The 21,952-nt window shown below is 72.5% G+C and carries 23 protein-coding genes and 1 pseudogene; 19 read left to right on the top strand and 5 right to left on the bottom strand.

Annotated features, from left to right (window positions below):
• The first annotated feature begins 48 nt into the window (after positions 1–48).
• The 6 genes from OG943_RS15965 to OG943_RS15940 all read left to right on the top strand — a co-directional run bounded on the left by OG943_RS15965 (position 49) and on the right by OG943_RS15940 (position 4,565).
• Complete coding sequence (locus OG943_RS15965; RefSeq protein ID WP_328610554.1) at positions 49–579, top strand: MarR family winged helix-turn-helix transcriptional regulator; 531 nt, start codon at positions 49–51, stop codon at positions 577–579.
• Positions 580–679: 100 nt separating this feature from the next.
• Positions 680–1,411 carry a phosphatidylinositol phosphate synthase gene (gene pgsA / locus OG943_RS15960; protein ID WP_442874728.1) on the top strand — a complete coding sequence of 244 codons (732 nt, stop codon included), beginning with the start codon at positions 680–682 and terminating at the stop codon, positions 1,409–1,411.
• Positions 1,408–2,325 (top strand): phosphatidylinositol mannoside acyltransferase, encoded by a 918-nt coding sequence (locus OG943_RS15955; protein WP_328610553.1) that lies wholly within the window; start codon positions 1,408–1,410, stop codon positions 2,323–2,325. Before pgsA ends, OG943_RS15955 begins: the two co-directional genes overlap by 4 nt.
• Positions 2,326–2,353: 28 nt before the next feature.
• Positions 2,354–3,499 (top strand): glycosyltransferase family 4 protein, encoded by a 1,146-nt coding sequence (locus OG943_RS15950; RefSeq protein ID WP_328612078.1) that lies wholly within the window; start codon positions 2,354–2,356, stop codon positions 3,497–3,499.
• A 55-nt stretch (positions 3,500–3,554) separates the two neighbouring features.
• Positions 3,555–4,043 (top strand): NUDIX hydrolase, encoded by a 489-nt coding sequence (locus OG943_RS15945; protein ID WP_328610552.1) that lies wholly within the window; start codon positions 3,555–3,557, stop codon positions 4,041–4,043.
• 18 nt (positions 4,044–4,061) lie between these two features.
• The gene (locus OG943_RS15940) at positions 4,062–4,565 is read left to right on the top strand and encodes an XdhC family protein (protein ID WP_328610551.1); all 504 of its coding nucleotides are present in this window, start codon (positions 4,062–4,064) and stop codon (positions 4,563–4,565) included.
• 61 nt (positions 4,566–4,626) lie between these two features.
• Here the strand turns inward: OG943_RS15940 and OG943_RS15935 are convergent, their stop codons facing one another.
• On the bottom strand, positions 4,627–6,738 hold the full coding sequence (locus OG943_RS15935) for an elongation factor G-like protein EF-G2 (RefSeq protein ID WP_328610550.1): 2,112 nt from the start codon (positions 6,736–6,738) through the stop codon (positions 4,627–4,629).
• Between the two features lie 151 nt (positions 6,739–6,889).
• On the opposite strand from OG943_RS15935, the gene OG943_RS15930 reads away from it, so the two are divergent.
• Together OG943_RS15930 and OG943_RS15925 are read left to right on the top strand one after the other, a co-directional pair.
• Complete coding sequence (locus OG943_RS15930; RefSeq protein WP_328610549.1) at positions 6,890–8,323, top strand: FAD-dependent oxidoreductase; 1,434 nt, start codon at positions 6,890–6,892, stop codon at positions 8,321–8,323.
• A 57-nt stretch (positions 8,324–8,380) separates the two neighbouring features.
• The gene (locus OG943_RS15925) at positions 8,381–9,343 is read left to right on the top strand and encodes a DUF5937 family protein (RefSeq protein ID WP_328610548.1); all 963 of its coding nucleotides are present in this window, start codon (positions 8,381–8,383) and stop codon (positions 9,341–9,343) included.
• Positions 9,344–9,429: 86 nt separating this feature from the next.
• On the opposite strand, the gene OG943_RS15920 is transcribed toward OG943_RS15925, so the two are convergent.
• On the bottom strand, positions 9,430–9,750 hold the full coding sequence (locus tag OG943_RS15920; protein ID WP_328610547.1) for an AzlD domain-containing protein: 321 nt from the start codon (positions 9,748–9,750) through the stop codon (positions 9,430–9,432).
• Complete coding sequence (locus tag OG943_RS15915; protein WP_328610546.1) at positions 9,750–10,451, bottom strand: AzlC family ABC transporter permease; 702 nt, start codon at positions 10,449–10,451, stop codon at positions 9,750–9,752. Before OG943_RS15915 ends, OG943_RS15920 begins: the two co-directional genes overlap by 1 nt.
• A 55-nt stretch (positions 10,452–10,506) precedes the next feature.
• Here OG943_RS15915 and OG943_RS15910 point away from each other — a divergent pair, with 55 nt between their 5' ends.
• Positions 10,507–11,085 (top strand): helix-turn-helix domain-containing protein, encoded by a 579-nt coding sequence (locus OG943_RS15910; RefSeq protein ID WP_328610545.1) that lies wholly within the window; start codon positions 10,507–10,509, stop codon positions 11,083–11,085.
• Between the two features lie 3 nt (positions 11,086–11,088).
• On the opposite strand, the gene pdxS is transcribed toward OG943_RS15910, so the two are convergent.
• Positions 11,089–12,003, bottom strand: coding sequence for a pyridoxal 5'-phosphate synthase lyase subunit PdxS (pdxS, locus tag OG943_RS15905; RefSeq protein ID WP_328612077.1), 915 nt, complete (start codon positions 12,001–12,003; stop codon positions 11,089–11,091).
• Positions 12,004–12,479: 476 nt separating this feature from the next.
• Here pdxS and pdxT point away from each other — a divergent pair, with 476 nt between their 5' ends.
• The 3 genes from pdxT (at position 12,480) to OG943_RS15890 (ending at position 14,650) form a co-directional block, all read left to right on the top strand.
• Entirely contained in the window at positions 12,480–13,124 is a 645-nt protein-coding gene (gene pdxT / locus OG943_RS15900) for a pyridoxal 5'-phosphate synthase glutaminase subunit PdxT (RefSeq protein WP_328610544.1), read from the top strand.
• A gap of 60 nt (positions 13,125–13,184) precedes the next feature.
• Entirely contained in the window at positions 13,185–13,940 is a 756-nt protein-coding gene (locus tag OG943_RS15895; protein ID WP_328610543.1) for a YebC/PmpR family DNA-binding transcriptional regulator, read from the top strand.
• Between the two features lie 173 nt (positions 13,941–14,113).
• Complete coding sequence (locus tag OG943_RS15890; RefSeq protein WP_328610542.1) at positions 14,114–14,650, top strand: DUF4262 domain-containing protein; 537 nt, start codon at positions 14,114–14,116, stop codon at positions 14,648–14,650.
• A gap of 59 nt (positions 14,651–14,709) precedes the next feature.
• On the opposite strand, the gene OG943_RS15885 is transcribed toward OG943_RS15890, so the two are convergent.
• Positions 14,710–15,159: a cupin domain-containing protein gene (locus OG943_RS15885; RefSeq protein ID WP_328610541.1), complete on the bottom strand. Its 450-nt coding sequence runs from the start codon at positions 15,157–15,159 to the stop codon at positions 14,710–14,712.
• A gap of 76 nt (positions 15,160–15,235) precedes the next feature.
• On the opposite strand from OG943_RS15885, the pseudogene ruvC reads away from it, so the two are divergent.
• From ruvC to OG943_RS15850, 7 genes and pseudogenes are all read left to right on the top strand, one after another.
• A pseudogene (ruvC, locus tag OG943_RS15880) lies at positions 15,236–15,835 on the top strand (crossover junction endodeoxyribonuclease RuvC); the annotation flags it as partial.
• 104 nt (positions 15,836–15,939) lie between these two features.
• A complete protein-coding gene (ruvA, locus tag OG943_RS15875; RefSeq protein WP_328610540.1) occupies positions 15,940–16,536 on the top strand; it encodes a Holliday junction branch migration protein RuvA in 597 nt (198 codons plus the stop codon).
• 3 nt (positions 16,537–16,539) lie between these two features.
• Positions 16,540–17,613 carry a Holliday junction branch migration DNA helicase RuvB gene (ruvB, locus tag OG943_RS15870; protein WP_328610539.1) on the top strand — a complete coding sequence of 358 codons (1,074 nt, stop codon included), beginning with the start codon at positions 16,540–16,542 and terminating at the stop codon, positions 17,611–17,613.
• A gap of 143 nt (positions 17,614–17,756) precedes the next feature.
• On the top strand, positions 17,757–18,188 hold the full coding sequence (yajC, locus tag OG943_RS15865; protein WP_328610538.1) for a preprotein translocase subunit YajC: 432 nt from the start codon (positions 17,757–17,759) through the stop codon (positions 18,186–18,188).
• Positions 18,189–18,391: 203 nt separating this feature from the next.
• A complete protein-coding gene (gene secD / locus OG943_RS15860; protein WP_328610537.1) occupies positions 18,392–20,113 on the top strand; it encodes a protein translocase subunit SecD in 1,722 nt (573 codons plus the stop codon).
• A gap of 1 nt (position 20,114) precedes the next feature.
• Entirely contained in the window at positions 20,115–21,359 is a 1,245-nt protein-coding gene (secF, locus tag OG943_RS15855; protein ID WP_328610536.1) for a protein translocase subunit SecF, read from the top strand.
• A 5-nt stretch (positions 21,360–21,364) separates the two neighbouring features.
• On the top strand, positions 21,365–21,883 hold the full coding sequence (locus OG943_RS15850) for an adenine phosphoribosyltransferase (protein ID WP_328610535.1): 519 nt from the start codon (positions 21,365–21,367) through the stop codon (positions 21,881–21,883).
• Positions 21,884–21,952: the final 69 nt, after the last annotated feature.

Raw genomic sequence — 21,952 nt, 5'->3', positions numbered from 1 at the left:
CATCCACGAGCAGGTAATTGAGTCCTCAATCAGGGGTACGATGGAGTTATGTCCGAACCTCGATGGCTTTCCGACGACGAGCAGCAAGTCTGGCGTGACTTCTCCCTGGCGACCGCCATGCTCCAGGCGCACCTCGAGGGACAGCTCCAGCACGAGTCGGGCATGCCGCACACCTATTACGAGGTGCTTGTCTCGCTGTCCGAGGCCGAGGGCCGTCGGCTGCGGATGAGCGAGCTGGCCGCCGTGCGGAGTTCGTCGCGCAGCCGGCTCTCGCACGCCGTCGCCCGGCTGGAGGCCAAGGGCTGGGTGCGGCGCGAGTCCTGCCCGACGGACAAGCGCGGGGCATGGGCGGTGCTCACGGACGAGGGTTTCGCCGCGCTGGAGGAGGCCGCGCCGGGTCACGTCCAGGCCGTGCGCGAGAGCCTGTTCGACCCGCTGGCGCCCGGGCAGGTGGCCGCGCTGGGCGAGATCAGCGCCGCGATCCTGAAGCAGCTGCGGCCGCGCTGCGCGGCCGCAGCGGCCGCCGAGGAGGCGGCCGCCTCCTCGGCGCCGGTCGTCGAACTGCCGAAATCCGGCTGATCGCCCGGCGGGTCGCGGGGCGGGACGTCAGCGCCCGCGGGGTGGGTCGATAGGCTTTCGGAGCCCACCCGCCCCCGAGCCAGGTGCACCAGACGACGAGATGCTCAACATTTTCGCCCGTGCCTCAGTCTCCCGCGTCACCGATCCCATCGGCCGGACGCTGGTCCGGGCCGGACTGACCCCCAACGCGATGACCGTGATCGGCACCGCGGGTGCTGTCGCGTGCGCGCTGGCCTTCTTCCCGCAGGGACTCCTGCTGTGGGGGACGTTCACCGTGTGGGGGTTCGCCATGCTGGACCTCCTCGACGGCGCGATGGCCAGGGCCCGCGGCTACGGCACCCCGTTCGGCGCCGTGCTCGACGCCACCTGCGACCGGCTGGTGGACGGCGCGCTGTTCGCCGCCATCGCCTGGTGGTGCTTCGTGCAGGACCACAACAACCGGGCCGCGGCCGCCGCGCTGATCTGCCTGGTGCTCGCCCAGGTGATCTCCTACGTCAAGGCGCGCGCCGAGGCGTCCGGGCTGGAGGCCGACGGCGGCCTCATCGAACGCGCCGAGCGGCTGATCATCGCGCTCGTCGGCACCGGCCTGCACGGGCTCGGCGTGCCGTGGACCGTGGAGATCACGCTCTGGCTGCTCGCCGTGCTGTCGGCGGTCACGCTGATCCAGCGGGCCGCCGCGGTCGCGAAGGCCGCCCGCGCCGTCGCCGCCCGCCAGGCCGCGGAATCAGCGGAATCAGCAGCCGGACCAGCGGCCGGACCAGCCGTGGAGCCGGACGGCGGAGGGCAGGCGCCGCTGGCCGGCGACGTGCGGCCGGGCGGGGCGCAGCCGTGAGCGGGCTGTCCCGGCGGCTCGGCGAGCTCGGCTACACGGCGGGCTGGAGCCTCACCCGCCGGCTGCCGGAGTCGCTGGGGGCGATGCTGTTCGGGCTCGGCGCGGACGTCGCCGTGCGCCGGGGCGGCGGCGGGGTGCGCCAGCTGCGCGCCAACCTCGCGCGCGTGGTGCCGCAGGCCGACGAGACGGAGCTGGACGAGCTGGTCCGCCAGGCCATGCGCTCGTACGCGCGCTACTGGTACGAGACCTTCCGCCTGCCCGCGATGGACCGGGACATGGTGATCGGCAAGGTGGGCGCCAAGATCACCGGCGTCGAGAACATCGACGCCGCGCTGGCCGAGGGCAACGGCGCCGTGTGCGCGCTGCCGCACAGCGGCAACTGGGACGCCGCGGGCGTCTGGCTCGCGGACCACCTGGGCAGCTTCACCACGGTGGTCGAGCGGCTGGAGCCGGAGTCGGTCTACCGCAAGTTCGTCTCCTTCCGCGAGTCGCTGGGGTTCGAGATCGTCCCGCTGACCGGGGACAGCGCCGCGATGCGCGTGCTGCTCAAACGGTTGCGGGAGAACAAGGTGGTGTGCCTGGTCGGCGACCGCGACCTGACCGCGAGCGGCCTGCCGGTGAAGTTCTTCGGCGACCGCGCGCGGATGCCGGCCGGCCCGGCGCGGCTCGCGGCCACGACCGGCGCGGCGCTGCTGCCGGTCGGCTCGTGGTTCACCGAGGACGGCTGGCAGATGCGGGTGCACCCGCGCATCCGGGTCACCGCCCGCGCGGAGGTGCCGGCGGCCACGCAGGCGCTGGCCGACGTCTTCGCCGGCGACATCGCCGCGCACCCCGCGGACTGGCACATGCTGCAGAAGTTCTGGCTTTCCGACCTCGAGGCGGGCGAAAGCGCCGGCCTCAAAGAAGCGAGCTGAACCGGTGGCGCCGCGCCAGGCACACGGGCTGAAGATCGGCATCGTGTGCCCGTACTCCTTCGACGTGCCCGGCGGGGTGCAGGGGCATGTGATCGACCTGGCGCGGGCGTTGATCGAGCGCGGGCACCAGGTGTCGGTGCTGGCGCCGGCCGACGAGGACGCCGTGCTGCCGGACTTCGTGCACCCGGCCGGGAAAGCGCTCGGCGTCCGCTACAACGGCTCGGTGGCGCGGCTGCAGTTCGGGCCCGTGTCCTATGCCCGGGTGCGCCGGTGGATCCGGGACAACGGCTTCGACGTGCTGCACCTGCACGAGCCGGCCGCGCCGAGCCTGTCGCTGCTGGCGCTGAAGATCGCCGACGGGCCGATCGTCGCCACCTTCCACACGGCGACCACGCGCTCGCGCACGCTTTCGGCGTTCCAGCCGGTGCTGCGGCCGCTGCTGGAGAAGATCACCGCGCGGATCGCGGTGTCCGCGCTGGCCCGCCGGGTCCAGGTCGAGCACGCGGGCGGCGACGCGGTCGAGATCCCGAACGGCGTCGACGCCGAGTTCTTCAGCCGCGCCGTGGCGCTGGAGGGCTATCCCCGCGCCGGCGGCACGGTCGGGTTCGTCGGCCGGTTCACCGAGCCGCGCAAGGGCATGGAGGTGCTGCTCGAGGCGTTGCGGCAGCTGCTGCCGGACTTCGAGGACCTGCGGCTGCTCGTGGTCGGCCGCGGCGAGCCGGACCAGCTGCGCCGGATGGCCGGGCCGCGGTTGTGGCCGCACATCGAGCTGCTCGGCCAGGTGGACGACGCGACCAAGGCGCGCGCCCTGCGCAGCGTCGACGTCTACTGCGCGCCGAACACCGGCGGCGAGAGCTTCGGCATGATCCTGACCGAGGCGATGGCCGCGGGCACCCCGGTGCTGGCCAGCGGCCTCGACTCGTTCCGCCGGGTGCTCGACGACGGCAAGGCCGGGATGCTCACCGAGACCGCCGATCCCGCGTCGCTCGCCGACGGGCTGCGCGAGCTGCTCGGCGACCCCGCGCGGCGCGCGTCGCTCGCCGCGGCGGCGGGGGAGCGGGTGATCGCGTACGACTGGTCGGTGGTGGTCACGCAGGTGCTGCGGGTGTACGAGACGGCCATCGCCGCCGACCCGCGCCGCGTCGTCGCCGCGGAGCGGGAGCTGGCCCAGTGAGCGGGCCGGCCCGTGAACGGCCGGGTAGTCAGGTCGCGCCGGGCGAGGCGGGCGCATGAGCGTGCTGGCCTGGCTGCCGCCCGTGCTGGCCGCGATTGTGTTGCTGGGCGGGCTTTTCCTGGTGGCGACGGCGAACCGGCTCGACCGTCTCCACGTGCGCACCGACGCGGGCTGGGCGGCGCTCGACGCGGCGCTCGCCCGGCGCGCGGTCGTTGCACGGGCCGCCGCGGCGCTGCTCGACGGCGACGGGGCCGGGCTGCACGCCGCGGCCGAGCGGGCCGAAGGCGCGGCCCGCGCCGACCGGGAGGCCGAGGAGAACGAGCTGACGCTGGTGCTCGCGCGCGTCGACCGGTCCCGGCTGCCCGTGGTGCTGGCCGAGGAGCTGACCGACGCCGAGCACCGCGTCGTGATCGCGCGGCGGGTGCACAACGACGCGGTCCGCGACACGCTGGCGCTGCGCCGCCGGCGGAAGGTGCGGTACTTCAAGCTCGCCGGCACCGCGCCGTTGCCGGAGTACTTCGAGTTCGCCGAGCCGGACCTGTAGCGGTGGCAGACTGACGGCATGACCGCTGAACCGGATGCCTGCGCGGTCGCGCACGGCGAAGCCGAGGAACAGCCGGCCGAGCGGACGCTGGTCGCCGTGTTCGCGTCGCCCGTCTCGCGGTACCTGCTGGCCTACGCCGCCGACGCCGGCTATCGCACCGTGCTGTTCGAGCCCGATGCCGCGCGTGCCACCGGCGATTTCGACGTCCGCACCACGCCGCCGGAGCTGGACCGCGGCACCGACGTCGTGGTCACCGACCACCACCGGCCCGAGCTGGGCGAGGTGCTGCGGACGGCGCTGGCCGGCGACCCGCGCTGGATCGGCGTGCTCGGCAACCCGCGCCACCCGGGCCCGCACGTCGCGGCGCTGACCGCGCTCGGCGTGCCGGAACCCGACATCGCGCGGGTGCACCGGCCGGTCGGGCTGAACATCGGCTCGCGCACCCCGCCGGAGATCGCCATCGCCACCCTGGCCGGCCTGCTCGCCGACCGCAACGACCGGCCGGGCGGCTTCGAGTTCTGAACCGGCTCGTGAGTGTTTATGACGGTTAGAACCGTCATAAACACTCACAAGCCTTGGCGCGTCAGCCCGGGACGGCGGCTCCTTCCGGCACCGGCTCGAAGCGGGCGGGACGGCGGGTGAAGCTGGCCGTGCCGGAGGACAGCGAACGCAGGTCGACGGCGTAGCGCAGCAGCTCGGCGGCCGGGACCTCCGCGCGGATCACCGTGGACCCGCCGTCGCCGGCCTCGGTGCCGAGCACGCGGCCACGGCGCGACGACAGGTCGCCCAGCACCGTGCCGAGGTGTTCGTCCGGCAGCGTGACAGCGACTTCGTCCAGCGGTTCCAGCAGCGTGACCCCGGCGGCGGCCGCGGCCTCGCGCAGGCCGAGCGCGCCGGCGGTCTGGAAGGCGGCGTCGGAGGAGTCGACGCTGTGGGCCTTGCCGTCGACGAGGGTCACGCGCACGTCCACCACCGGGTGCCCGTCGCCGAGCCCGCGCCGCAACTGCGCCCGCACACCCTTCTCCACACTCGGGATGAACTGGTGCGGCACGGATCCGCCGACCACCTTGTCGACGAACTCGAACCCGCCGCCCCGCGGCAGCGGCTCAACTTCGAGGTCGCACACCGCGAACTGGCCGTGGCCGCCGGACTGCTTGACGTGCCGGCCGTGCCCGCGCGCGGGTTTCGCGAACGTGGCGCGCAGGCTGATCCGCACCGGCTCGGTGCCGACGTCCGCGCCCCCCGCCCGCAGCCGGGACAGCACCACGTCGGCGTGCGCCTCGCCCATGCACCACAGCACGAGCTGGCCGGTCTCGGCGTTGCGGTCCAGCCGCAGCGTCGGATCGCCCGCGACGAGCCGGGAAAGGTTGCGCGACAACGTGTCCTCGTCGCTGCGGGTCTTCGCGACGACGGCGACCGGCAGCAGCGGCTCGGGCATCCGCCAGGGTTTCATCACCAGCGGGTCCTCCGGGGACGACACCGTGTCGCCGGTTTCGGCGGAGCCGACCTTCGTCAGCGCGCACAGGTCGCCGGCCACGCAGTACGGCACCTCGCGCAGGTTCGCGCCGAGCGGGGAGTAGAGGTGTGCGACGCGTTCGTCGGCGTCGTGGTCCTCGTGCCCGCGCTCGGCGAGCCCGTGGCCGGAGACGTGCACGGCGTTCTCCGGCCGCAGCGTCCCGGAGAACACGCGGACCAGCGAAACGCGCCCGACGTAGGAGTCGACGGCGGTGCGCACGACCTCCGCGGCGAGCGGCCCCTCCGGGTCGGCCGACAGCGCGCCGTGCGCGCCGCCGTCGGGGGTGGTCACCTCGGGCGGCCGGTGCTCCAGCGGTGAGGGGAAGGCGCGGACGATGCCGTCGAGCACCTCGGCCAGGCCGGTCCCGCTGGTGGCGCAGACGGGGATGACCGGGTGGAACGAGCCGCGCGCGACCGCCGTCTCGAGGTCGGCGATCAGCGTTTCCTCAGCGATCTCCTCGCCGCCGAGGTACCGCTCCATCAGGGTTTCGTCCTCGCTCTCGGCGATGATGCCCTCGATCAGTTCGTTACGGGCGTCGGCGAGTTCGGCCAGATCGGCGGCGTCGAGTTCGCCGACGCGCGGCGGATGACCGGCGGAGTAATCGAAGTAGCGTTGGGTGATCAGGCCGGCCAGGCCGTTGCGCGTCGGCAAGTAAAGGGGCAGCACGCCGGCGCCGAACGCGGCCTGGCACGCGGCGATCTCGGCCAGCGCGTCCGCGCGGTGATGGTCGAGGCGGGAGACGATGACGGCGCGGGGCATGCCGACCGAGGCGCATTCCTCCCACACCGCGACCGTGGCGGCATCGACGCCTTCGGCGGCGCACACTACGAACAGGGCCGCGTCGGCGGCGCGCAGCCCGGCGCGCAGCTCGCCCACGAAATCGGCGTAACCCGGGGTGTCGATGAGGTTGATCTTGTAACCCCGGTGCAGGACCGGGGCGACGGACAGGCCGACCGAGCGCTGCTGGCGGACCGCGGCCGGGTCGTGGTCGCAGACCGTGGTCCCGTCGATCACGGTGCCGGCCCGTGGCACCGTGCCGGACGCGGCCAGCAGGGCTTCGGTGAGCGTGGTCTTCCCCGATCCCGAGGGCCCGACGAGCACGACGTTGCGGACCTTGGCGGGGTCGGCCACAGCGACGGCGGCCCCGGTGTCGGTGCTCCTGCTCTGTTTGTCGGCCATGACGGCTCCTCGGCGAACGGCGGGTGTACGCGATGTGTCCTCGATCACACACCCGCTACCCTGGGCAGGGCAAGGCGAGGCCGGGGGGACCAGCCGTTTGCTCCCCGTCCCGCGCAGGGAAGACGGCCCGCGGGCCGGCGAGGGGGAAACGATGACGATCAGCAGACGGACGTTCCTGGTGCTGTCCGGGGCGGCGGCCACCGGGCTCGGCGCGGGGCCGGGACCCGACCGCTGGGAGCAGCTCCGGCGGCGGTTGACCGGGCCGTTGCTGCGCCCCGGCGACGCGGGGTACGAGGACGCGCGACACGGCTTCTTCAGCTTGTACGACCATCACCCGGCCGCGATCGCGGGCTGCGCGCGGGCCGAGGACGTTCAGGCCTGTGTGGACTTCGCGGCCCGTTACGGCATTCCGGTGGCGGCCCGTTCCGGTGGTCACAGCTATGCCGGTTACTCCACTGTGGACGGTGGGCTGGTGGTGGACCTCGGCCGGCTCGCGGGGGTCGAGGTCCGGCCGGACGGGCGCGCGGTCGTCGGCGCCGGCGCGCGGCTGGGCCCGGTCTACGAGGCGCTCGGCGCGGCCGGGCGCGCGCTGCCCGCGGGGACCTGCCCGACCGTCGGCATCGCCGGGCTCACGCTCGGCGGCGGGATCGGGGTGCTCGGCCGCGCGTACGGGCTGACGTGCGACCACCTCGAGTCGGCCCGGGTGGTGACGGCGGACGGGCGGCTGCGCACCGTTTCGGCGCTCAGCGAACCGGAGCTGCTGTGGGCGCTGCGCGGCGGGGGCGGCGGCAACTTCGGCATCGTCACCTCGTTCACCTTCCGCACGGTGCCGGCGCCGGACCTGACGTCGTTCAGCCTGCAGTTCCCGCCCGCGGCGGGCGCGGCCCTGTTCGCCGCGTGGCAGGACTGGCAGCCGCGGATGCCCGACGAGCTCTGGTCCGACCTCGGCCTCGGGGCCACGGCGGCGAACTTCGGCGGCTGTTTCGTCGGACCGCGCAGCCGGCTGACGCCGATCCTCGACGACTTCGTCCGGCGGGTGGGGTCGGCGCCGGTCGGACGCGAGGAGCCGGAGACGGACTTCCTCGGCGCCATGCGGTACTTCGCCGGCTGCGGCGACCTGTCCGGCCCGTCGTGCGGGCCGGGCTGGGGCGGCGGCGGGGGAGGGGTGCAACCCGGCGGGTACGTCGCCACTTCGCGGATGCTGATGCGGCCCGCCGCGGATCCGGCCGCGGTCGTCGCCATGGTGAGCGAGGACCCGGTGAACTACACGATCGTGGACGGCGGTGGCGGCGCGATCGCGCGTGGCGACTCCGCGTTCCCGCACCGGCGCGCGCTGGCGAGTTTCCAGTTCCTGCACGACGTCGCGCCGGCGGGGGAGGCGGCGGCGCGACGGGAGATCGGCCGGCTGCGCGACGGGCTCGGGCCGGAGTTCGGCACCACCGGCTACGTCAACTACCTCGACCCGGAGATGCCCGACTGGGGCCGGGCCTACTACGGCGCGAACCTGCCCCGGCTGCGCGCCGTCGCCCGCCGGTACGACCCGGACGGGGTGTTCTCGTTCCCCCAGGCGCTAACCCGGTCCTGACTGTCCACAACGGACCGTCTACACTCGACGGATTCCCCGCAGCCGAGGAGGTGGCGCGTGCTGGACGTGGCCTGGTCCGTGGACGAGCTCGCGCGGACGCGGCTGGCGTTCTCGCCGTTGTGGGAGATCGTGGCCAGCGCCGGTGTGCTGCAGCATCCGGGGGAGCACGCGCTGCACCTGCCCTGGGTGAAGCAGGCGTCCGCGGCGCTGGACGAGGCCGGGGTGGACGTCACCCCGCTGGCCGGCTTGATGGCCGGACGGCACGTGCCGCGGTTCCTGGCGCCCGCGCCCGCGTCGCCGGTGCCGGAGCTGGCCGACGAGCTGGCGGACCTGCGCGACGTCCCGGCCCGCGCGGTCCGGCGCGAGCTGGAGCGGATGGACCCGCCGTGGCCGGCCGCGCTCACCCGGCTGCACCGCGATCCGGAGGCCGGGCTGGAGCGGCTGGCGAACCTGATGGAGCGCTACTGGGCGGTGGCGCTCGCGCCCGCGTGGCCGCGCATGCGCGCGCTGCTGGAAGGCGATGTCCTGCACCGTTCCCGGCTGCTCGCGGACGGTGCGGTGCAGGACCTCTTCGCCGACCTGGCGCCCGCCGTCCAGTGGGCGGACGGCGCGCTGACCGTCGCCGGTCGCCGGGTGAACGCGCCGGGCGCGTCGCACGGGCGAGGGCTGGTGCTGGCGCCGTCGGTATTCGTCTGGCCGCGCGTGGTTTCCCGCACGCACGCCGGCTCGCAGCCCGTGCTGCGGTATCCGGCGCGCGGGCTCGCCGGCCTGTGGGAGGCCGGCGGCACGCAGGCGCCCGCCGCGTTGCGCGGGGTGCTCGGACGCAGCCGCAGCATCCTGCTCGCCGCACTCGCGACGCCCGCCGACTCGGCCGCGCTGGCCCGGCGGACCGGGCTGAAGGCGGCCGTCGTCGCCAAGCACCTGGAGCTGCTGGCCACCGCCGGCCTGCTCACGACCACACCGGACGGGGTGCATGTCCGCACGGCCGCGGCGGACGAGCTGGTCGCGGCCACGGGGTGAGGCGGGGCTGCCGGGCTGAGTGCCCGCGTGGAGCGGGACTACCAGGCGAGCACCGGACCGTCACACCCGAGCCGCCAGGGGGACAGTCACGGCACACCGACCAGGCGGAGCAGGGCGGCGGTGGCCGCGGCGGCGACCACCACGGCGACGAACGGGGCCTTGCGCCAGGCGAGCACGCCGCCGACCAGTACCCCGGCCGGCCGGGCGATCCCGGCGAACGAGTTGCCCTCGGTCAGCGCGCTGGTGGCGACGAGCGCGGCCAGCAGGACGATCGCGGCCAGTGCCATCAGCCGTTCCGCGCGCGCGGACAGCTTCACCCGCGTTCGCAGCACCGGCCCGGCGAAGCGGAACGCGAACGTCCCCGCGCCCAGCACCGCGGCCGCGATGATCAGTTCGACGGCGTCCATCAGTGCACCCCCTCGGGTTCACGGGCCTTCGGCTCCTTCGTCGCGACGCCCGCGACCACGCCCACCAGGGCGAACAGCACGGGCAGCCCGGCGGGCAGGAACGGCGTCGCGACCAGCGCGGCCACCACGCCGAGCAGCACGGGCAGCCGGGTGGCCCGGTCGCGCAGGGACGGCAGCACCAGGGCCAGCAGCACGGCGGGGAAGGCGGCGTCCAGGCCGAACGCGTCGGTGTTGCTGATCGCCGTGCCCGCGAAGGCGCCCAGCACCACGCCGACGTTCCAGGACACGAACAGGCCGAGGCCACAGGCCCAGTACGCGGCGCGCTTGCGGTCGGAGTCCTTCTGCGCCAGCGCGAACGCCACCGACTCGTCGATCATCAGGTGACTGCCCGCGATCCGGCTCGCCCAGCGGGTGCCGAGCACGTCGCCGATCGCGAAGCCGAACGGCACGTGCCGCATGTTCACCAGCAGGCCGGCCACGACGGCGGCCAGCGGATTGCCGCCGGCCGCGATGATGCCGACGAACATGAACTGCGACGCGCCGGCGAAGACCAGCAGGGACAGCAGCATCGGCGCCCACAGCGGGAAGCCGGAGCTCACCGAGATGGCCCCGTAGGACACTCCCACCAGGGCGTCGGCCAGACAGACCAGGCCGATGTCGCGCGCCAGGCCCCGATCGAGTGTTCGCCATATCGAACGCATAGTGCTTTATACTGAACACGACCGCGCTCGTTCGTCAAGTCGAACGAGAAGACTGATGGAGCGAACACGTATGCCGCACGACACCGGGAGCGCCCCGCTTGACATCATCGCGTCGTCGCTGCGCCGCGAGCGCACCCGCGCCGGCCTCTCCCTGACCGAGCTGGCGCGGCTCGCCGGGCTGGCGAAATCCACGTTGTCGCAGCTGGAATCCGGTTCGGGCAATCCCAGCGTCGAGACGCTGTGGGCGCTCGGCGTCGCACTCGACGTGCCGTTCTCCCGTCTGGTGGAACCCGAACGGCCCCAGGTCCGCGTGATCCGCGCGGGCAAGGGGCCGACGGTGTTCGCCGAACACGCCGACTACGCGTGCACGCTGCTGTCGGCGTGCCCGCCTTCGGCGCGCCGGGACATGTACGTGATCCGCGCGGAGCCGGGTACCCCGCGGCGGTCGGACCCGCACATGAACGGCGTGGTCGAGCACATCGTGATCTGCGCCGGGTGGGCCCGCGTCGGCGTGGCCGACGACCCGGTCGAGCTGCTGCCCGGCGACTACATCTCCTACCCCGGCGACGTCCAGCACATCTTCGAGGCGCTGGAGCCGGGCACGTTCGGCGTGGAGATTTCCGAGTACTCCTAAGGCTTACCAGCCGCGCTCGGCGAGACGGTGCGGCTCGGCCAGCTCCTCGACGTTGATGCCGACCATCGCTTCGCCCAGGCCACGCGAGACCTTCGCCAGCACGTCCGGGTCGTCGTAGAAGGTGGTCGCCTTGACGATCGCCTCGGCGCGCTGGGCCGGGTTGCCCGACTTGAAGATGCCGGAGCCGACGAACACGCCCTCGGCGCCGAGCTGCATCATCATCGCCGCGTCGGCCGGGGTCGCGATGCCGCCCGCGGTGAACAGCACCACCGGCAGCTTGCCCTTCTCCGCGACCTCCTTGACCAGCTCGTACGGCGCCTGCAGCTCCTTCGCCGCGACGAACAGCTCGTCCTCGGGCAGCGAGCCCAGCTTGCGGATCTCGCCGCGGATCTTGCGCATGTGCGTGGTGGCGTTGGAGACGTCGCCGGTGCCGGCCTCGCCCTTGGAGCGGATCATCGCCGCGCCCTCGGTGATCCGCCGCAGCGCCTCGCCCAGATTGGTCGCGCCGCAGACGAAGGGCACGGTGAACGCCCACTTGTCGATGTGGTTGGCGTAGTCGGCGGGGGTGAGCACCTCGGACTCGTCGATGTAGTCGACGCCGAGCGACTGGAGCACCTGCGCCTCGACGAAGTGGCCGATGCGGGCCTTCGCCATGACCGGGATCGAGACGGTCTCGATGATGCCGTCGATCAGGTCCGGGTCGCTCATCCGCGCGACGCCGCCCTGTGCGCGGATGTCGGCGGGCACGCGCTCGAGCGCCATGACCGCGACCGCGCCGGCGTCCTCGGCGATCTTGGCCTGCTCGGCGGTGACCACGTCCATGATCACGCCGCCCTTGAGCATCTCCGCCATGCCGCGCTTCACCTTGGCGGTGCCGGTGGCGGACTGGGGTGCGGGGCTGGGCTGCTGCTCGGACAACTCGGGGCCTTTCTCACGAAGCTCGCTGGACACCTTCGAGCGTAGGTCCGAGGTGGACCGCTGAGGCAGGCCAGTGGACGGGTATCTCGGCAGTCCACTTCCGCGTCCGCCGCGACCAGGGGATCCGTGGCCCGCGCCCCGGTGTCGGTCGTGTCACGTCCGGTGAAAACGGCACTGACCAGCGTCGTCACCAGCGGCGTAAACTAGAGGTAGCCCCCTCGCCAGGCCACTTTCGGTGACCCGTCCGGGTGGCCGTGCCCGGGGAGGCCCGGCCGGAAGATCACCTCACAGGTGGCCACTCGGCGGCGATTTCGGCAGTCCACTTCGCCGGTGATGTGCATCTGGTGCTGTAGGGCAGCCCCTGACGCCGCTCGTGCGGGTGACGGCGCGGCGGCCCGCCGTCCGGCGTTCTGACCTGGCGGGACCGCCCGGGGGCCGTCCCCCTAAGCTGGGCGGAACGTTTTTCGGGAGGTCGGGTGGCGACAGCTTCGGGAGCGCGGCCGGTGGTCGGCGTGCTCGCCCTGCAGGGTGCCGTGCGCGAGCACGTCGCGATGCTGGAGCGCGCCGGCGCGCGGGCCGTCCCGGTCCGCCGCGCCGCCGAGCTGTCCGAAGTGGACGGACTGGTGCTGCCCGGCGGCGAGTCCACCACGATGTCGCGGCTGCTGGAGAGCTTCGAGCTGCTCGAGCCGCTGCGCGCGCGGATCGCGGACGGGATGCCCGCCTTCGGCTCGTGCGCCGGGATGATCCTGCTGGCCCGCCAGGCGCTCGACGGGCGCCCGGACCAGCAGCAGCTCGGCGGGCTCGACGTGGTCGTCCGGCGCAACGCGTTCGGCAGGCAGGTCGACTCGTTCGAGGTGGACCTGGACTTCGCCGGCGTGGCGGGCGGGCCGGTGCACGCCGTGTTCATCCGCGCCCCCTGGGTCGAGAAGGCGGGTGCGGGGGTCGAGGTGCTGGCCACCGTCCCGCCCGGGCTGGTGCCCGAGGACCCGGCGGGCGGCGAGCCGGCGGCTAGGATCGTCGCCGTCCGGCAGGGGGCAGTGCTGGCCACGGCGTTCCACCCGGAGATCACCGGGGACGAGCGCGTGCACCGGTTGTTCGTCGAGCTCGTGCGGGAAGCCTGAGCGGGAATGGCGGCGTCCGTGGCGTGAGCACCGGGCGGACGCGGAACAGATGGAGGAGAGATGAGCGGCCACTCCAAGTGGGCGACGACGAAGCACAAGAAGGCCAACATCGACGCGAAGCGTGGCAAGCTCTTCGCCCGGTTGATCAAGAACATCGAGGTGGCCGCGCGGACCGGCACCGGCGGTGGTGATCCCGAGGGCAACCCCACGCTCTACGACGCCATCCAGAAGGCGAAGAAGAACTCGGTCCCGCAGGACAACATCGAGCGCGCGCGCAAGCGCGGCGGCGGTGAGGAGGCCGGCGGCGCCGACTGGCAGAACATCACGTACGAGGGCTACGGCCCCAACGGCGTGGCGGTGCTGATCGAGTGCCTGACCGACAACAAGAACCGCGCCGCGATGGAGGTCCGGACCGCGCTCACCCGCAACAACGGGTCGCTGGCCGACCCGGGCTCGGTGGCGTACATGTTCAACCGCAAGGGCGTCGTGATCATGCCCAAGAGCGGCACCAGCGAGGACGACGTCCTGATGGCGGTCCTCGACGCCGGCGCCGAGGAGGTCAACGACCTCGACGAGAACTTCGAGATCGTCTCCGAGGGCGGCGACCTGGTGCCGGTGCGCAAGGCGCTGCAGGAAGCCGGGTTCGAGTACGAGTCGGCGGAGCTCACCTTCCTCCCGTCGGTCAGCGTGGAGCTGGACGCCGAGGGCGCGAAGAAGGTCTTCCGGCTCATCGACGCGCTCGAGGATTGCGACGACGTGCAGAACGTCTACGCGAACTTCGATGTGTCGGACGAGGTCATGGCCGAGATCGACTGACGTTCGTTCTGAACGGAAAAAACCGCGTGGACCGCTTTGCCGGACCGCGCGGTTTTTTCGTGCCTGTGGCTGGGCTTCCGCCGAGATCGAACTCGTGAGTAGCCGGATCCCTTGGTGTGCCCGGGAAAATTGGCGCGCGTCGGCCCTGGGCTCAGCCGCGCGGGTACGGCACAATGTGCGCCGTGACGACCCGAGCCCCCGCCTCCCCAGCCCCCGTCTCCGAAGAGCAGCGCCTGATCGAATGGATCGAAGCCCAGGCGAAGGAACGGGGCAACGCCGTCATCGCGGTTCCCGACGACGACAGCGGGGCCGGCTACAGCTTCACCGCCTGCGCGTGGGCGCTGCACAGCGTGCCGGAGGCCGTGGTCGTCGGCCTGCCCGGCGACATGGGCCCGACGCTGCTTGACGCGTACGTCGACCGCGCCGCCAACGGCGAGATCTTCGAGGTCGGCAAGCGCTACGACGACTTCTTCGACGGCGGTCAGGTCGTCTTCGAGCGGGTGGCCAAGGGGCACTATCCCGAGTACTTCGGCTCCGCGTTCCTGGTCTACCCGGACGGCGACTTCCCGGCGCTGCAGATCCTCGTCGCCACGCCGGACGGGCAGTTCCCCTGGCACGCCGACGCGCCCGAGGGCTTCGGCGAGTGGCAGCCGGTGCTCACCGAGTCCGGCCTCCCGGAGAGCTGGACCCCGGGCGTCGACGGTCCCTGAGCCGCTGCTTCCTTGTGAGTGTTTATGACGGTTAGAACCGTCATAAACACTCACGAGCTTTACGGGCGGGGCAGGGCACGCAGGTCCTCGGCGGCGGCCGGGAATTGCGCGGCGAGTGTGGCCGCGTCCGCGAACTCCACGCAGTCGTCGGTGTAGGGCGGCACCACAACGGTGCCGAGCAGGCTCCACCGGCCGAGCGTGACCGTCGCCTGCCAGGTGCCCGCGGGCACCACCACCTGCGGCCGCTGGCCCTCGGCGACCTCGGTGCCGAGCACCGGCCGGGTCACCGAGCCGTCCGGGTGCAGCAGGAGCATCCGCGCCGGCGCCCCCGCGTGATGCAGGAACACCTCGGTCCGGTCCAGCCGGTGCGGCGCGGAGAACTCCGGCGCGACCAGCAGGTAGTAGATCGCCGAGCCCGCCTCGGACCGCCAGCTCGGCGCGAACCGGCCGCCTTCCACGGGCAGGGGCTCGAGACCCAGGTGGCTGATGAATTCCTCCGGCTCCGGCATGGCTTCCATCGTGCCGCAGGTCCCGCCCAGTAGCCTGCACCTCGAACGAATGTTCGCGTCCGGTGAAGGAGAGCGTGTGCGGGTGCTCGGGGTCGACCCCGGTCTGACCAGGTGCGGCCTGGGGGTGGTCGACGGCGGTCAGGGCCGCGCCGTCCGCGCGGTCGCGGTCGGGGTGGTGCGCACGCCGCCGGACGCCGACCTCGCGAACCGGCTGCTCGGCATCGCCGACGAGGTCGAGGTCTGGCTGGACCGGTACCGCCCGGAGGCCGTCGCCGTGGAGCGCGTGTTCGCCCAGCACAACGTCCGCACCGCCATGGGCACGGCGCAGGCGGGCGGGGTCGTCGCGCTCGCCGCGGCCCGCCGGGGCCTGCCGGTCGTGTTCCACACGCCCAGCGAGGTCAAGGCCGCCGTCACCGGGTCGGGCCGCGCGGACAAGGCGCAGGTCACCGGTATGGTGATGCGCTTGCTCAACCTCGAGGTGAAACCGCACCCGGCCGACGCGGCGGACGCGCTGGCCCTGGCGATCTGCCACCTCTGGCGCGAGCCGATGCGGGTCCGCCTCGCCGAAGCCGAGGCCCGCGCGGCCGAGCTGGCCCGCACTCACAAGGCACGGCTCGCCGCCGCGGCGAAGCAGGCCGGCGGCGCTTCCGCACCAGCCGCCCGGCGCGCCCGGACGGCCCCCAAACAAGCGGCGCCCAAGGCCGTGCCCGTGCAGGCAGCGTCCAAGCAAGCAGCCTCCCAGCAAGAGATGACCAAGCAGGACAACACAGGAGCCCCGCGATGATCTCCTCCGTACACGGCGAAGTGCTGTCGGTCGGCCTGGACCACGCGGTGGTCGAGGTCGGCGGCGTCGGCTTCGCCGTGCAGGCCACCCCCGCGACGCTCTCGACGCTGCGGCGCGGGGAAAAGGTGCGGCTGCACACCGCATTGATAGTCCGCGAGGACTCGCTGACCCTGTTCGGTTTCGCCGACGTGGACGCGCGCGAGCTGTTCGGCCTGCTGCAGACGGTGTCCGGGATCGGCCCGCGGCTCGCGCTCGCCACCCTCGCCGTGCTGGAGCCCGACAAGCTGCGCGCCGCGCTCGTCGAAGGCAACATCACCGTGCTGACGCAGGTGCCCGGCATCGGCCGCAAGGGCGCGGAACGGCTCAGCCTGGAGCTGCGTGACAAGGTCACCGCACTCGGCGGGACGGGCGACGCGCCGGTCGTGTCCGCGCCCGGCGCGCTGCGCGCCGAAGTGGTGGAAGCGCTGGCGGGTCTGGGTTTCCCGGCGAAACAGGCCGAGCAGGCGGTCGACCGGGTCCTCGCCGACGGCGACGGGCACACCACGGCCACGGTGCTGCGCGCGGCACTCGCCACCCTCGGCCGCAAGCAGTAGCCGATGGACCACGAAGTGACCGAGTTCGAGGCGGACGACGAGACGCTGTCGGCCCTGCCGCAGAACGGCGACGGCGACGTCGAGACCACGCTGCGACCCCGCAAGCTGGACGAGTTCGTGGGCCAGCCCCGCGTGCGCGAGCAGCTGGAGCTGGTGCTGGAGAGCGCGCGGCGCCGCGGCGTCCCGCCCGACCACGTGCTGCTGTCCGGCCCGCCCGGCCTCGGCAAGACGAGCATGGCGATGATCGTCGCCGCGGAGCTGGGCGCGGCCATCCGGATCACCTCCGGGCCGGCGCTGGAGCGGGCGGGCGACCTCGCCGCCATGCTGTCCAACCTGGCCCCCGGCGACGTGCTGTTCATCGACGAGATCCACCGCATCGCCCGGCCCGCCGAGGAGATGCTGTACCTGGCGATGGAGGACTTCCGGGTCGACGTGGTGGTCGGCAAGGGGCCGGGCGCCACCAGCATCCCGCTGGAGATCGCGCCGTTCACCCTGGTCGGCGCCACCACCCGGTCCGGCTCGCTGACCGGCCCGCTGCGCGACCGGTTCGGCTTCACCGGCCAGATGGAGTTCTACACCGACAGCGAGCTGGAGCTGGTCGTCCGGCGCGCCGCGACGATCCTCGACATCCCGATCGACCGCGACGGCTGCGAGGAGATCGCCCGCCGTTCGCGCGGCACGCCCCGGATCGCGAACCGCCTGCTCCGGCGCGTCCGCGACTACGCCGAGGTGCGCGCCGACGGCACCGTGAACCGCGAGGTCGCCCGCGCCGCGCTCGAGGTGTACGACGTCGACGAGCTGGGGCTGGACCGGCTGGACCGGGCCGTGCTGAACGCGCTCGTCCGCTCGTTCGGCGGCGGCCCGGTCGGCGTCTCGACGCTCGCGGTCGCCGTGGGGGAGGAGCCGACCACCGTGGAAGAGGTGTGCGAGCCCTACCTGGTGCGCGCGGGTATGCTCGCCCGGACTCCGCGCGGCCGGGTCGCGACCGCGGGTGCGTGGGAGCATCTCGGCCTGGTCCCCCCGCCCGATTCCGGACGGCCCGATCAAGGTGGTCCCAGCCTGTTCGACCAGGGCTGACGGGGCCGCCCGGCACCAGGGTCCGGGAGGGTAACGGACGGTGGGTGCTGGAGTTTCCGCTGGCACCTGGCACACTCGAAGACAGCACATCCGCTAAAACCGGACGTAACGGCAACCCAGCGGCGTCCGTCGAATGGAGAGTCATGAACCAGTTACTGCTGCCGTTGCTGCTGCTGCTCGTGGTGGCCGTGCCGCTCATCATGGGTACCCGCAAGCAGAAGAAGCAGCAGGCGGCCCAGAAGGACCTGCTGGAGAACCTGGCCCCCGGCGACCGCGTGATGACCACGTCGGGCCTCTACGGCAACGTGGCCGACGCCTCCGGCGAGAGCACGATCGACATCGAGATCGCGCCGGGCGTCATCACCACCTGGCTGCGCCAGGCGGTCCGCGAGAAGGTCCAGCCGGTCGTCGAGACCGACGAGGACTCGGTCGAGGACACCGACACCGAGACCGCCCTCGTCGGCGGCGTGGCGTCGACCTCCTCGGAGGCCCCGGCCCAGGAGTCCATCTCCGCGGACGAGGGCGAGAAGTCCGGTGCCCAGGTGGCGCCCCCGCTGGAGCACGGGAAGAAGTAACCTCCCGCTGGTCAGGCAGTGACTCGCCCGCGGCCGACGAAAGTCGGTACGGGTGAACGCCGGGCTCACGCAGCACCGAGTACTGTCTCGGTGCTGCGTGCGTGTCCGCCGTCATAGTCATGCCCAGCAGCGTCCGGGAGACCCCTTCCGGCTCGCTCACCGTAACCAGTGGGGCACACCCAGTCCGAGGAGACCGAAGCACCGTGGCACCATCGGCCGGGCACCTGCGCCCGGGACGTTATCTCGCCTTCTTCGCCCTGATCGTGATCGTGCTGTACGCACTGGTGTTCTTCACCGGTGGCGGCAAGCCGGCACCGAAGCTCGGCATCGACCTGCAGGGCGGCACCCGGGTCACGCTCACCGCGCGCACGCCCGACGGCAGCCAGCCCAACCGCGATCAGCTCAACCAGGCGCGCCAGATCATCGAAACCCGCGTCAACGGGATCGGTGTGGCCGGCGCCGAGGTCGTGCTCGACGGCAGCAACGTCGTCATCACGGTCCCGGGTGAGCAGGGCGACCAGGCGAAGAGCCTCGGCCAGACCGCGAAGCTCGGCTTCCGCAAGGTGATCACCTCGCAGCCGAACACCCCGGCCGGCGCCACGCCGCCGCCCGCCTCGGGCACCCCGTCGACGCCGCCGTCGGGCACGCCGTCCACGCCGCCGTCCTCCGGGGCCCCTTCCTCGCCCCCGGCCAGCGGTGGCGGCGGTGCCGCGGGCGCGCCCGCGCAGACGCCGAGCACCTCGCCGGCCCCGCCGTCCGGCGACCAGAAGCAGCTGACCCCGATCGAACAGGCCCAGGCCATCCGGCAGAACGCCGACCTGGCCTCGACCGACCAGGCGAAGGCGCAGGCCGCGCAGCAGGCGGCGCTGGCCTCCCTGACCTGCGCGCCGAACGTCAAGGACCCGCTGGAGGGCAACGACGACTCGAAGAAGCCGCTCGTCGCCTGCGGGGACAAGGACGCGACGAAGTACGTGCTGGGCCCGGAGTTCCTGCCCGGCACGGACATCTCCACCGCCTCCTCGGGCTACGACCAGACGCGCGGCCAGTGGACCGTCGACATGACGTTCAACTCGGCCGGCAGCAAGATCTGGGGTGACTTCACCTCGGCCAACGTGCAGTCGCAGGCCGCGTTCGTGCTGGACACGCAGGTCGTCTCCGCGCCGACCATCCAGTCGGCGATCCTCGGCGGCAACACGCAGATCACCGGGCAGTTCACCCAGTCCGACGCGAAGAACCTCGCCGACATCCTGAAGTACGGCTCGCTGCCGCTGTCGTTCAGCTCCTCGGACGCGACCACGGTGTCGGCCACGCTCGGCCTGGCTTCGCTGGAAGCCGGCCTGATCGCCGGCGCGATCGGCCTGATCGTGGTGTTCGTCTACTGCCTGTTCTACTACCGGCTGCTGGGCATCCTGACGATCTTCTCGCTGGTCCTGTCCGGCCTGCTGATCTACGCGGTGCTGGTGCTGCTCGGGCGCTGGATCGGCTACACGCTCGACCTCGCGGGCATCGCCGGCCTGATCATCGCCATCGGCATCACGGCCGACTCGTTCGTCATCTATTTCGAACGGCTAAAGGACGAAATCCGGGAGGGCCGGACGTTCCGGTCCGCGGTGGGCCGGGGCTGGGTCCGCGCCCGGCGCACCATTCTGGCCTCGGACGCGGTCAGCTTCCTGGCCGCGGCGATCCTGTACGTGATCGCGGTCGGCGACGTGCAGGGCTTCGCGTTCACCCTCGGCATGTCGACGGTGCTCGACCTGGTGGTCGTCTACCTGGTCACGCACCCGCTGGTGTCGCTGTTCTCCACGTCGAAGTCGGCGTTCCTGTCCAACCCCCGGCACCTCGGCCTCGGCGCCGTGCAGCAGCTGGGCTCGCAGCGCAAGGCCGCGCGTCCTTCCGTCGGCCGCTCGAACGTGAAGGAGGCCTGACGTGGGCGTCGAGGACCAGGGCACCGACGCCGAAGCCACGGCGGTCAAGGGCGGCAAGGCCAAGAAGGAAAGCGTGTTCCACCGGCTCTACGTCGGCACGGGCGCGTTCGACATCATCGGTGTGCGCAAGCGCTGGTACATCTTCTTCACGGCGCTGGTGCTGGTGTGCATCGGCTCGATGGTGTTCCGCGGGTTCACCTGGGGCATCGAGTTCGAGGGCGGCACGCAGATCCAGATGCCGGCCCACGGCGCGCACGGCGAGGTGACCACCCAGCAGGTCATCGGGTCGTTCTCCAAGGCGCTCGGCGAGCAGCCGTCGGAGACGCAGAAGGTCGGCACCGGCAACGCCTCGACCATCCAGATCCGCTCGGAGACGCTCGACGCGGCCAAGGTCGACAAGGTCAAGCAGCAGCTGTTCACCGACTTCGCGCCGATCGGCAGCAACGGGCAGCCGAGCGCCCAGGCGATCAGCGACAGCGCGGTGAGCGCGTCCTGGGGCGGGGAGATCTCCCGGCAGGCGGTGATCGCGCTGCTGGTGTTCCTGGTGGCCGTGGGCATCTTCCTGGCGATCTACTTCGACACCAGGATGGCGCTGGCCGCGCTGATCTCGCTGCTGCACGACATCGTGGTCACCGCGGGCGTGTACTCGCTGGCGGGCTTCGAAGTCACCCCGGCGACGGTGATCGGCCTGCTCACCATCCTCGGCTTCTCGCTGTACGACACGGTGGTGGTGTTCGACAAGGTCCGCGAGAACACCCGCGGCCTGCTCGGCCTGACCCGCCGCACGTACTCGGAGGCGGCGAACCTGGCGCTGAACCAGACCCTGATGCGGTCGTTCAACACCGCGTTCATCGCGCTGCTGCCGATCCTGGGCCTGCTGATCGTCGGGTACATCCTGCTCGGCTCCGGCACGCTGCAGGACCTGGCGCTGGTGCAGCTCACCGGCACCCTGGTCGGCGTGCTGTCCTCGGTCGCGCTGGCGACGCCGCTGCTGGTCGACTTCAAGATGCGCGACCCGAAGTACCGGCAGCAGGCCGATCGCGTCCGCGCCCGCCGGGCCAGCCAGGACAAGAAGGCGGCCGCGCGCGAGGCCGGTGGGGAAGAGTTCGACGCGGGCGACGACGAAGCGCTGGAGGCCGAGCTCCGCAAGGAGAAGGCCTACGCGGCGGCGGCCAGCGTCTCGGCGCGCACGCCGAAGTCGAAGCCGCGCCGTGGCGGCGTGTCCTCGGCGAAGCGGAAGCGCTGAGCCGGATGGACCTGGAGAAGGCCCTCGGCCTGATCGCCGAGGTGCCGGACTTTCCCGAGCCCGGCGTGCTGTTCCGCGACCTGAGCCCGCTCTTCGCGGACGCCGCCGGGTTCGCCGCGGTGACCGGCGCGCTGGCCGCCACGCTCGACCCGCGGGCCGAGCTGCTGGCCGGTGTCGAAGCGCGCGGGTTCCTGCTCGCCGCAGCCGTCGGGTACGCCCGCGGCCTCGGTGTGGTGCTCGTGCGCAAGCCCGGCAAGCTGCCGTTGGTGGCCGGCCGGGTCGACTACGCGCTCGAGTACGGCACCGCGAGCGTGGAGCTGCCCGCCGGCATCGTCCGGCCCGGCCAGCGGATCGCCGTGCTCGACGACGTGCTCGCCACCGGCGGGACCGTCGCGGCCACCGGCAAGCTGCTGGAGGACGCGGGCGCCGAGGTCACGGGTATTTCCGTGGTGCTCGAACTCGCCGCGCTCGGCGGCCGTGAAGTGCTCGGCGGACGCTCGGTGCACTCGCTCCAGACCTGCTGAATCGCCATCGTTGCCCCTGAAGGCCACCTTGAGGGTCGTATCAGCCCTCAAGGTGGCCTTCAGGGCATC

This window comes from Amycolatopsis sp. NBC_00345 (assembly GCF_036116635.1).
GTDB lineage: Bacteria > Actinomycetota > Actinomycetes > Mycobacteriales > Pseudonocardiaceae > Amycolatopsis.
Note: the sequence above shows the minus strand (reverse complement) of the source record. Positions and strands in the feature narration are given on the sequence as shown.